The 10,470-nt window shown below is 70.4% G+C and carries 10 protein-coding genes; 3 read left to right on the top strand and 7 right to left on the bottom strand.

Translation table 11 applies throughout. From position 1 onward, the window contains the following. Nucleotides 1-1,508: heavy metal translocating P-type ATPase (locus tag BWR60_RS34235; protein ID WP_218823813.1), on the bottom strand; the 1,508-nt coding region annotated here is incomplete at its 3' end. An 81-nt stretch (nucleotides 1,509-1,589) separates the two neighbouring features. Here BWR60_RS34235 and BWR60_RS34230 point away from each other — a divergent pair. Then, entirely contained in the window at nucleotides 1,590-2,060 is a 471-nt protein-coding gene (locus BWR60_RS34230) for a MerR family transcriptional regulator (protein ID WP_088157521.1), read from the top strand. A 348-nt stretch (nucleotides 2,061-2,408) separates the two neighbouring features. On the opposite strand, the gene BWR60_RS37435 is transcribed toward BWR60_RS34230, so the two are convergent. Beyond that, the gene (locus tag BWR60_RS37435) at nucleotides 2,409-3,065 is read right to left on the bottom strand and encodes a hypothetical protein (protein WP_088157519.1); all 657 of its coding nucleotides are present in this window, start codon (nucleotides 3,063-3,065) and stop codon (nucleotides 2,409-2,411) included. Nucleotides 3,066-3,213: 148 nt separating this feature from the next. On the opposite strand from BWR60_RS37435, the gene BWR60_RS34220 reads away from it, so the two are divergent. Further along, entirely contained in the window at nucleotides 3,214-3,846 is a 633-nt protein-coding gene (locus tag BWR60_RS34220) for a LysE family translocator (RefSeq protein ID WP_088157517.1), read from the top strand. A gap of 359 nt (nucleotides 3,847-4,205) precedes the next feature. Here BWR60_RS34220 and BWR60_RS34215 read toward each other — a convergent pair whose 3' ends face one another. Then, nucleotides 4,206-5,246 carry a zinc-dependent alcohol dehydrogenase family protein gene (locus BWR60_RS34215; RefSeq protein ID WP_088157515.1) on the bottom strand — a complete coding sequence of 347 codons (1,041 nt, stop codon included), beginning with the start codon at nucleotides 5,244-5,246 and terminating at the stop codon, nucleotides 4,206-4,208. Nucleotides 5,247-5,498: 252 nt separating this feature from the next. Then, nucleotides 5,499-6,713: an adenylate/guanylate cyclase domain-containing protein gene (locus BWR60_RS34210; protein ID WP_179222065.1), complete on the bottom strand. Its 1,215-nt coding sequence runs from the start codon at nucleotides 6,711-6,713 to the stop codon at nucleotides 5,499-5,501. Between the two features lie 206 nt (nucleotides 6,714-6,919). Between BWR60_RS34210 and BWR60_RS34205 the strand changes: the two genes are divergently transcribed. Then, a complete protein-coding gene (locus BWR60_RS34205) occupies nucleotides 6,920-8,587 on the top strand; it encodes an acetolactate synthase large subunit (protein ID WP_088157511.1) in 1,668 nt (555 codons plus the stop codon). 6 nt (nucleotides 8,588-8,593) lie between these two features. Here the strand turns inward: BWR60_RS34205 and BWR60_RS34200 are convergent, their stop codons facing one another. Genes BWR60_RS34200 through BWR60_RS34190 form a run of 3 tightly spaced genes read right to left on the bottom strand, consistent with a single transcriptional unit; the run spans nucleotide 8,594 to nucleotide 10,302 of the window. Further along, entirely contained in the window at nucleotides 8,594-8,860 is a 267-nt protein-coding gene (locus BWR60_RS34200) for a toxin-antitoxin system HicB family antitoxin (protein WP_088157509.1), read from the bottom strand. Then, the gene (locus tag BWR60_RS34195; protein ID WP_088157507.1) at nucleotides 8,857-9,285 is read right to left on the bottom strand and encodes a putative toxin-antitoxin system toxin component, PIN family; all 429 of its coding nucleotides are present in this window, start codon (nucleotides 9,283-9,285) and stop codon (nucleotides 8,857-8,859) included. Before BWR60_RS34195 ends, BWR60_RS34200 begins: the two co-directional genes overlap by 4 nt. Nucleotides 9,286-9,330: 45 nt before the next feature. Then, entirely contained in the window at nucleotides 9,331-10,302 is a 972-nt protein-coding gene (locus BWR60_RS34190; RefSeq protein WP_088157505.1) for a small ribosomal subunit Rsm22 family protein, read from the bottom strand. Between the last annotated feature and the right edge of the window lie 168 nt (nucleotides 10,303-10,470).

Below are 10,470 nucleotides of genomic sequence, written 5' to 3'. Positions count from 1 at the left end.
GCCGGCAGCGGCCCGCGCTCGGCGGCATAGCGCGGCGACCCGACCGCCAGAAGCGCGCCGCCGACCCGGCCCAGCACCGCCTTGCCGGCGATGGCCGAGGCCTCGGTCACGGCCGGCACGGCGACCCTGCGGGCGGCAGCGGCGTCGAGGATGGCGCGGGCCAGCGGGTGGCTGGAGCCGCTCTCGACCGCCGCCGCCTCGGCCAGCACCGCGGCCTCGCTGCCGTCCAGCGCGACGATGTCGGTGACCTGCGGCCGGCCGACGGTCAGCGTGCCGGTCTTGTCGAAGGCCACGGCCCTGACCTTGCCCAGCATCTCCAGCGCCGCCCCGCCCTTCAGCAGCAGGCCGCGCCGCGTCCCGGCGGCGATGCCCGACGCGATGGCCGCCGGGGTCGACAGCACCAGGGCGCAGGGGCAGGCGATCAGCAGCAGCGACAGGCCGCGATAGGTCCAGACCGTCCAGTCACCGCCGAACAAGAGCGACGGCACCGCGATCACCAGGCCGGAGACGACCATGGCCGCCGGGGTGTACCAGGCGCTGAACCGGTCGATGAAGCGGGCGGTCGGCGCCTTGCTGGACTGCGCCGTCTCGACCATGTGGATGATGCGGGCGATGGTGTTGTCCGCCGCCGCCCGGGTGACCCGCAGGCGCAGCACGCCGCCGGCATTGATGCTGCCGGCATAGACGGGGTCGCCCGCCGCCTTGGCCACTGGCACGGACTCGCCGGTGATCGGCGCCTCGTCCAGCTCCGACTCGCCATCGACGATGGTGCCATCGGCCGGCACCCGGTCGCCGGGACGGACCAGCACGATGTCGCCGATCGCAAGGTCGTCGACCGCGACGGTGCTCAGGACGCCGTTTACCTCACGCTGCGCCGTGCGCGGCACCAGCGACACCAGCGCCTTGATGCCCTGGCGGGCGCGGCCGGCGGCGACGGTCTCCAGCAGCTCGCCGACGGCGAACAGGAACACCACCACCGCGGCCTCCGACGCCGCGCCGATGGCGATGGCGCCGATCGCGGCGACCGCCATGAGCGTCTCGATGCTGAAGGGCGAGCCGGAGCGGACCAGGGTCAGGGCGCGGCGGGCCACCGGCACCAGCCCGATCAGCGCCGCGGCGAGATAGGCCCATTCCGCCTCGGCCGGGACGATCTGCCCGGCGACGAAGGCTGCGGCCAGCAGCAGGCCGGTGAAGCCGACCAGCTGCGCCTTGCGCTCGCGCCACCAGGGCCTGGCGTCCTCCGCGGCCGGGGCGCGGGGCGTTGTGTCGGCGATCGCCGTCGGGGTGAAGCCGAGGGCGCGGATCTTGTCCTCGACGGCACGGCCATTGGCCGCATCGCCCGCCGCACCGAAGGCCAGCAGGCCGGTGGCGAAGCTGACCTCGACGCCGCTGACGCCCTCGATCCGGCCCAGCGCCGTCTGCAGCTTGCCGACGCAGCTGGGGCAATCCATGCCGTCGACCCGGTAGCGCAGGGTCAGGCCCTGCCGCTCGTCATTCGCCGCAGCCATGCGACGCACTCCCTTGCCGAAACATCCGTCGCAGGGGAAGATGGGAGCTACAGCGACTATAGCTTCAAGAGGAAAATTGCGATGTCCGCGCGTGGCGACGCGATGCCGATCGGCGAGCTGGCCCGCCGCACCGGCTGCAAGGTCCAGACCATCCGCTACTACGAGCAGATCGGGCTGATGCCGGAGGCGGCGCGGACCCTGGGCAACCAGCGCATCTACGGCCGGGCGCACAGCGACCGGCTGGCCTTCATCCGCCACAGCCGCGAGCTGGGCTTCCCGCTGGACGCGATCCGCCAGCTGCTGACCCTGTCGGACGACCCGAACCAGCCCTGCGCCACCGCCGACCGGATCGCGCAGGAGCAGCTGGCGGCGGTGCAGGCCCGCATCGCCCGGCTGGAGGCGCTGAAGGCCGAGCTGGAGCGGATGGTGGAGCAGTGCCGCCACGGCACCATCGGCCATTGCCGGGTGATCGAGGTGCTGGCCGACCACAGCCACGGCCACTGCCTGCACACCGACCACCTGACCGGCGACGACATCGAGACCGCCGCCTGAAGTCTGCGGGGAGCTTCCGGGCATCGCTCGCGCTGTCTGTCCTGCTTGGTGAGACCTTTCAGAATAGCTGGAACCCGCTCCTTTCTTGTCCCCCCTCCGCAAGGGGAGGGGGGACTCGTTTTTCTTTTCGGTCGATGTCGTTGCTGGCCTCCAAGATGGCCCGACAGATATTCTGAAAGGGTCTCGCCTCGCGGGAGAGGCCGGGCTCGTGCGGCGCGACCGGGTGGGGTGGCCCTGCGCCTCGACACCCCCTCACCCGAAGGCGCAAGCGCCTCCAACCTCTCCGTAGACGGGAGAGGCAAAAAACAATCTGAGCTGTCGTGAGAGGGTACCGGACAACACGCGCGCCTAACTGGTGTCCGGTTTCGACGGCTTCGGCACGGCACGGCCGGTGTCGGACTCGTCCGATGGACGGCGCCAGTCGGGCTCGGGTCGAGCGGCCGCGGCTTCGGCAGGGGCGTCAGGCACGTGATCGGGGGGCAGGCGGTCGGGCGCCGCGGCAGCGCCGTCGTCCCGGTCCCGCGGCAGCAGGGCGGCGTCGCGCCGCTCCTCCGCCTCGTCGCCCGATTCGAGCTCGATGTCCAGGCACTCGCTCTCGGTCAGGGCTTCGCGCGGCTCCGCCCGAGGCTTGCCATCCCCGGCTGCCGGCGCGGCCTCGGCCGGCGCGGCTTCGGGCGGCGCGGCCCCGGCTGTCGCAACGTCCGCGGCCTTCTCCGCCGGCGTGCGATCCGCCTCCCCGGCCTTGCGGTCCTGATACGTCTCGCGGACCCGCTGGCTCATCGCGATCGACAGCCGCACCGAACGGGCCAGGCGCACCTGCGCCAGCGCGAAATCCGGCCTGGTCCGCTCGATCGGCGTCGCCAGCTGCTCCGTCGCCGTCATCCGCGCCGTGCGGAGGCCGATCTCGACCAGCTCGCCCAACGAGCTCAGCGCCCATCGCGTCCAGGCCAGGTCCGGATCGACCGGCCCGTCCTCCAATCCGCAATCCCGGGGCATCATCTCCATAGAACATATCATGAACGAAAACGGCCGATAATACCACTGCAATCATGTCCCTGCCCTCGCAGGCCACGCATTTCTCACGGGAGGGGCGACAAGAATGGATGGCTCCGGATCCGGGAATCCGACAGATTGACGGCCCCAGGAGGACATCATGGACATCACCATCCCGCTGCTCAGCATCCTCGGCGCCATCGTGGTCGGCGCGGCCAGCCCGGGGCCCAGCTTCGTCTTCGTCACCCGCACCGCCATCGCCCTGTCGCGCCGCGACGGGCTGGCCGCCGCGCTGGGCATGGGCGTCGGCGGCGTGGTCTATGGCGGGCTCGGCCTGTTCGGCCTGCAGGCGATCCTGGCCCAGGTGGAATGGCTGTACCTGACGCTGAAGGTGGCGGGCGGCCTCTATCTGCTGTGGCTCGCGCTGGCCCTGTGGCGCACCGCGGCGCAGCCGATCGCGGTGCCGAAGACGGCGGAGGGCCGGCCGCGCAGCGTCCGCCGGTCCTTCACCCTAGCCGCCGTCACCCAGTTGAGCAACCCGAAGGCCGCGATCGTCTATGGCAGCATCTTCGCCGCCTTCCTGCCGCCGCAGGTGCCGGCCTGGACCTTCGCCGTGCTGCTGCCGGCGATCTTCGCCATCGAGGCCGGCTGGTACACCATCGTCGCCCTGGTGTTCTCCGCCGATCGTCCCCGCGCCGTCTATCTGCGCTGGAAGCGCTGGTTCGACCGCGCCGCCGGCTCGGTCATGGGCGCGCTGGGCATCCGCCTGATCCTGGGGGCCGGGAAGCTGTAGGCAAAAATGAGCGGCCCCGCCCCTTCACGATGGTACCGGGGTCAACGCGCATCCATCAGGTCATCTCATGACTGAAAGCAAACTCTCGTTCACCGCCATCCTTGATGCAGATGCAATCACGACCGCCGTGCTCGTGAGTCACGCGGAATACATCGCGGGAACCCCCATGGGTACCGAATGGCAATGCCGGAGCGTGGGCGAGAAGACTCACTTCACCTTTGCATCCCCTGAACGTCGAGACCGGTTTGTCTCATTCGTATGGGCGGTGGAGCACCTTCGAGCCGAGATCTCCCCGTCCAGGGTACCTTGAGGAAACGACGCGCGATCGTGACACGGCATCCAATCGGACGCGTCCCGATCTAGAACCGCGTCACGACGCTGATGCCCGTGCCGTCGAAGCGGTCCATCTGGGGCAGAGCGACCGCCGCCTCGTCCAGGCTGATGCGGCTGCCGATCAGAAGCTGCGGCGCCAGCGTGCCGGCGGCGATCATGTCCAGCATCGCCTGGTAGCGGAACGCCTGCATGCCGTGGCTGCCCAGGATCTCCAGCTCATAGGCGATCACCCGGTCCATCGGCACCGGCGACCGCGCGTGGTCGTCCAGCATCAGCCCGACCTGGATGTGCCGGCCGCGCCGGCGCAGGCAGCGGATCGAGTTCATGCAGGTGGCCGGGTGGCCCAGCGCGTCGACCGAGACATGGGCGCCGCCGCCGGTCAGGTCGCGGATCTCGTGCACCACATTGGCCGAGCTGGAGGCGTTGACGGTGGCCGCGGCGCCGAGCCGGCGGGCGAGGTCGAGCTTCTGCTCGGTCAGGTCGACCGCCACGACATTGGCCCCGAGCGCCCGGGCGATCATGATCGCCGACAGGCCGACTCCGCCGCAGCCATGCACCGCCACCCACTCCCCGCCCCGCACCCGGCCCTGGTCGACGACGGCGCGGAAGGAGGTGGCGAAGCGGCAGCCCAGGCTGGCTGCGGTGGCCGAATCGATCTCGTCCGGCAGGGCGACCAGGTTGGTGTCGGCGAAGTCGAGCGCGACATATTCAGCGAAGGAGCCCCAGGCGGTGAAGCCGGGCTGGAACTGCCGCTCGCACACCTGCTGGTTGCCGCTGGCGCATTCCGGGCAATGGCCGCAGCCGGCGACGAAGGGCACCGTCACCCGCTGGCCCTCGCGCCAGCGCCGGACCTGCGGCCCGACCGCGACGATGGTGCCCGCCAGCTCGTGTCCGGGCACATGCGGCAGCACGATGTCGGCATCATGCCCCATCCAGCCATGCCAGTCGCTGCGGCACAGCCCGGTCGCCTCGACCTTCACCACCACGCCCTCCGCCGAAGGCGCCGGGTCCGGCACCGTCTGGATGGTCGGCGCTTGGCGGAACTGCTCGAAGACGACGGCTTTCATCGGGTGGTATCCATCGCTGTTGATCGGAGTGTGGCGGCTGACAGGTGTCGAGCATCTTCACGTTGCCTCTCCCGCCTGGCGGGAGAGGTCGGGCTCGCGCAGCGAGACCGGGTGAGGGCTGGTCCCGGCCTCGACAAAATCCCCTCACCCGGAGCCGCTTCGCGTCTCCGACCTCTCCCGCAAGCGGGAGAGGCAACGCCTCATTGCCCGGTTCGATTGCGCTGGCGTGATCCGATCTTAAATCATCCGGCTCTACCCGATGCCGAAAATCCGGTGCGTGCCTTCGACGTCGCGCAGCGGGTGAAGGCCGAGGTCGAGCAGCGGGCGGCCGCAGGCGTCGCGGAACGGCTCCGACACCAGCACCCGGCGGCGCAGGGTCTTGGTCAGCTCCTCCAGCCGGCTGGCGCGGTTCACCGCCGGGCCGATCACGGTGAAGTCCAGCCGCCGGGCCGCGCCGATATTGCCGTAGGCGATCTCGCCGAGATGCAGGCCGATGCCGAAATCGACCGCGTCCGGCCCGGTCAGCCCATGCTCGGCATTGGTGGCATCGACCTGGGCGCAGAAGGCCTCGGCCGCAGCCAGGGCGGCGGCACAGGCAGTGCCGCGGTCGACGTCATGCGTCACCGGGAAGATCGCCAGCACCGCGTCGCCGATGAATTTCAGGATCTCGCCGCCCTCGGCCTCGATCGCCACGCCCATGTCGCCGAACCAGCCGTTCAGCAGCTCGACCACGTCGCCGATGGCGTTCACCTCGCTGCGCCGGGTGAAGGCGCGCAGATCGGCCAGCCAGATCGCCGCCTCGATCCAGTCGACCTGGCCGCGCTCGATCTGGCCCTCGACGATGCGCTGGCTGGTGCGGGCGCCGACATAGGTGTCGAGCAGGTCGAGCGCGATCCGCTTCCACACCTGGCGTTCGGCATAGGGGCTGAACAGCCGCGCCGCGGTGTCCAGCGCCTTCAGCTCGTCATCGTCGAAGCCGCCCGGCTGCCGCGTGGCGAAGGACAGGAAGCGGGTGCGGCTGGTGTCGAGGAAGGGCAGCGGCGTGATGAAGTAGTCGGTGGAGCCCTGCTGCTGCAGTTCCTCCAGCAGCGGCATGTCGCCGACATCGCCGTCGAGCCGCCGGCGATACGCCCGCTCGGTGTCGTCGACGATCTTGGTCGGGCTGGTGAGATAGCCCGGGCTCTGCAGCACGCCCTGCCGGGCGCGCTCGCCGAACTCGATGGTCTCGTCGCTCCACACCAGCATGGTGCCGCTGATCTCGGGATGCAGCACCTCGAGCCCGATATGGATCCGCCAGGCCGGCACGATGGTCTGCGCCACCCGCTCGCAGAATCCGGGGAACAGGCCCTTGAGCGGCACCGGCCGCCGCGTCGCCTCGACCAGCCAGAGGCCGAGCGCCTCAAGCCCGGCGCGATGCCTGTCGGCGATCGGTCGGCAATCCCAGTCCGGCGGCAATCCGTCTTGCATGGCGGGAGAAGACCCTTTTGGCGGGTCGCGGTCAATGCGGTGCTTGGCGCGGACAGCATCGCATTGCGGGACGGACGTGGCCACAACCGCGGCCATGCCGCCCGTGCGCGAGGTGTCCGTCTGCCCTGCGGCACGGTCATGTCATCCGCGCCGCTTCCGGCCTATCCTGCGGAGGCATATCGCACCGCCAGCAAGAGAGGACCGACATGGCTGCGCAACGGACCGGCTCCGACCTTCTCGTCGAGGCCCTGGTCAATGAGGGCGTGGACCGCGTCTTCGGCGTGCCCGGCGAGGAGAATCTCGACATCGTCGAATCGCTCCGCCGCTCCGGCATCGACCTCGTCGTCACCCGGCACGAGCAGTCGGCCGCCTTCATGGCCGCGACCTATGGCAGGCTGACCGGCAAGGCGGGTGTCTGCCTGACCACGCTCGGCCCCGGCGCCCTCAACCTGACCACCGGCGCGGCCTATGCCCTCCTGGGCGCCATGCCGATGGTGATGATCACCGGGCAGAAGCCGATCCTGAAGAGCCGCCAGGCGCAGTTCCAGATCGTCGACATCGTCGCCACCATGCGGCCGCTGACCAAGTCGTCGCGCCAGATCGTCAGCACCGGCGCGATCCCGACCCTGGTGCGCAACGCCTTCCGCATCGCCCAGGAGGAGCGGCCGGGCCCGGTGCATCTGGAGCTGCCGGAGGACATCGCCGCCGCCCCGGCGCCTGAGGGGCTGGGCCCGGTGCCGCTGCACCCGCTGGAGCTGCCGGTGGCCAATGACGAGGCCGTGGCCAAGGCCGCCGCGATGCTGCGCGCCGCCCAGCGCCCGCTGGTGATGATCGGCGCCGCCGGCAACCGCCGCCATTTGGTGCCGGCGCTGTCCGACTTCGTGCGCGGCATGAACATCCCGTTCTTCAACACCCAGATGGGCAAGGGCGCGGTCGACGGCAATTCCGGCCTCTATATCGGCACCGCCGCTTTGTCCGAGGGCGACTATCTGCACGACGCGGTGACCAAGGCGGACCTGATCCTGGCGATCGGCCACGACGTGGTGGAGAAGCCGCCCTTCATCATGGAGCAGGCGGGCCAGAAGGTGATCCATGTCGGCTACCAGCCGGCCGACATCGCCGAGGTGTATTTCCCGGACCATGAGGTGGTGGGCGACATCGGCGCCTCGCTGGCCCGCATCGCCGAGGCGTTCGGCGGGCCGCACCCGACCGCGGCCGAGTCCTTCGCCGCGCTGCGCGAAAAGATCCTGGAACGGGCGGCGGCGGACGGCACCAGCGGCAGGTTCCCGCTGCTGCCGCAGCGCATCGTCCACGATGTGCGCGCGGTGATGCCGCAGGACGGCGTCGTCGCCCTCGACAACGGCATGTACAAGATCTGGTTCGCCCGCAGCTACCGCACCCATGTCGCCAACACCATCCTCCTGGACAACGCGCTGGCGACCATGGGTGCCGGCCTGCCCTCGGCCATGGCGGCGGCGATGCTGCATCCGGACCGGCGGGTGATGGCGGTGTGCGGCGACGGCGGCTTCATGATGAACTCGCAGGAGCTGGAGACGGCGATCCGGCTGAAGCTGAACCTGGTCGTGGTGATCCTGGTCGACAATGCCTATGGCATGATCCGCTGGAAGCAGGAGGCGCAGGGCTTCGCCGATTGGGGCCTGACCTTCGGCAACCCGGATTTCGTGACCTACGCCAAGGCCTATGGCGCCACCGGCTGGAATGTCGAGTCGGCCGGGGATTTCGCGCCGACGCTGGAGAAAGCCTTCGCCCAGGGCGGCGTGCACCTGGTCAGCGTGCCGGTCGACTACACCGAGAACAGCCGGGTGTTCATCGAGGAGCTGCGCTCCCACGCCTCGGCGGTGGAAGCGGATTGAGGCCGATCAAGAGCCCTTCCGGCGACGGGGCAAGGCATCGCCCTTCACCGGAGGATTGCCGACGCCGGCGCGCTTGAGGATCTCCAGGGCTTTCGGAATGTCCGCTCGCGCCGCGCGCTCGGCGAAATAGCTCTCGGTGCGAAGCGCAGAGAGCTTTTCCGCCACCGCAACATTGATGAACTGGTTCAGGGCAACGCCTTCCGTCTCGGCTACCTTGCGCGCCTCATCCAGCAGCGACGGCTGCAGACGCAGTGCGAAGTTGCTCTTCCTCATTTCCGTACCTCCAGTCGCCCAAGGGCATCTCCAGGGGATAGAATCTCCAGCCCGAACGCCTTCGCTCCCCGAGTGAAATCACGCCGATTGAACGTCACCACCGCATCCGCGGCGCCGTTCACGGCTGCCTCGAGAACCATGTCGTCGTCGGGATCGCGAAGGGCAGGCCGCCACAGAAAGGCCAGGCGAACCGCCTCCGCAATCGCAACGACCGCATCCAAAACCGTCGCGACATCCGCGGCGGTCAAGCCCGACGCCTGCAGATGCTCAGGTCTCGTCAAAACAGCTTCGTATTCGATCACGAGCGGCACCGAGACCAGAAGCCCGACACGCCGTTGCAGGGCCGCGGCCAGGAGACGGCGGGACGCGCCGGCATCGCTGCGGATGGCGGCGACCATGACGTCCGTATCGAACACCCATCTCATATCACGAGATAGATATCACATGCGATATTGCAAGATCGAGATCCATCAATGGTTCTCGCGCTCCAGCGCATCGCCCCATCTCAGCCGCCGCACTGCCTTGAGCAGCGCCCCGTCGCGCTTGGTCACGGTGCGCTCCACGACGCCTTCCGGCGCGCACAGCCGCAGGTCGATGCGCGAGCCGGCGCCGCGCGGCGGGGCGATGACGCGGCCGGCGATGGGCCGACCCGGCTGCCGCGACACCGCGACATAGGCGAATTTCTCGTCCTCCCACGGCACCTCGCCGCCCTTGGCCTGGCGGTGGATGCGGGAGCGGGCGACGCGCCGGGCGAAATGGCACCAGTCAGGCTCGGCCAGCGGGCAGACGCGGTCATGCGGGCACGGCGCCACGACATGGCCGCCGGCCGCGACCAGCCGCGCCCGGGCGTCGAGGATGCGGCGATACCCGGCCGGGGTGCCGGGCTCGACGATCAGCAGCAGGTCGCCGGTGGCGGCCCACAGCCCGTCCACCAGCGCGCCGCGCCGGTCGGGCGCCAGCTCGTCCAGCACATAGGACAGGATGACGAGGTCATGCGCCGGCAGCTGCGGCAGCGGCTGCGCCAGGTCGGCGGCGCGCCACTCCGTGGGCGGGACCGCGTCACCGGCCAGCCGGGCGCCCCAGTCGCGGAAGGCGGCGCTGCCCTCCAGCAGGGTGGCGCCGGACAGGCCCGGCCAGGTCTCCGCCGCGGCCCAGAGCGCGGTGCCCGGCCCGGCGCCGGCGTCGAGCAGGCGGGCGGGGGTGAAATCCGGCCGGCGCTCGGCCACCGCCTCCAGGCAGGCGCGGATCGCCGCATAGGTGGCCGGCAGCCTGGTGGCGAGATAGGCCTGCACCGCCCGGTCGCCGTCGACATGGAAGCGGCCGTCGCGCAGCTCGGCTCGGTAGCGCTGCGACAGGCGTGACGCCGCCGCCGACAGCTCGGCCAGGGCGACGCCCTCCAGCGCCCGGTCGACCGCGGCCCGCAGGGCGGCCGGCAGCTCCATGGGTCAGCGTCCTCGCCGCAGACCCCACGAGTCCCCCCTCCCCTCGCGGGAGGGGGGTAGGGGGAGGGGCGCGGCCCGCAGGGCGGCCGGCAGCTCCATGGGTCAGCGTCCTCGCCGCAGACCCCACGAGTCCCCCCTCCCCTCGCGGGAGGGGGGTAGGGGGAGGGG

This window comes from Inquilinus limosus (assembly GCF_002195995.1).
In the GTDB taxonomy this organism is placed as follows: domain Bacteria; phylum Pseudomonadota; class Alphaproteobacteria; order DSM-16000; family Inquilinaceae; genus Inquilinus; species Inquilinus limosus_C.
The sequence above is the reverse complement of the archived record's forward strand: the minus strand, read 5'-3'. Positions and strand labels throughout refer to the sequence as shown.

Bases quoted from the DNA above. Each gene is read 5' to 3' on its own strand.
- BWR60_RS34200 (WP_088157509.1), bottom strand. From the start codon at position 8,860: ATGAGGAAGAGCAACTTCGCACTGCGTCTGCAGCCGTCGCTGCTGGAT.
- BWR60_RS34195 (WP_088157507.1), bottom strand. From the start codon at position 9,285: ATGAGATGGGTGTTCGATACGGACGTCATGGTCGCCGCCATCCGCAGC.
- BWR60_RS34190 (WP_088157505.1), bottom strand. From the start codon at position 10,302: ATGGAGCTGCCGGCCGCCCTGCGGGCCGCGGTCGACCGGGCGCTGGAG.
- BWR60_RS34205 (WP_088157511.1), top strand. From the start codon at position 6,920: ATGGCTGCGCAACGGACCGGCTCCGACCTTCTCGTCGAGGCCCTGGTC.
- BWR60_RS37435 (WP_088157519.1), bottom strand. From the start codon at position 3,065: ATGGAGATGATGCCCCGGGATTGCGGATTGGAGGACGGGCCGGTCGAT.
- BWR60_RS34215 (WP_088157515.1), bottom strand. From the start codon at position 5,246: ATGAAAGCCGTCGTCTTCGAGCAGTTCCGCCAAGCGCCGACCATCCAG.
- BWR60_RS34220 (WP_088157517.1), top strand. From the start codon at position 3,214: ATGGACATCACCATCCCGCTGCTCAGCATCCTCGGCGCCATCGTGGTC.
- BWR60_RS34230 (WP_088157521.1), top strand. From the start codon at position 1,590: ATGTCCGCGCGTGGCGACGCGATGCCGATCGGCGAGCTGGCCCGCCGC.
- BWR60_RS34210 (WP_179222065.1), bottom strand. From the start codon at position 6,713: ATGCAAGACGGATTGCCGCCGGACTGGGATTGCCGACCGATCGCCGAC.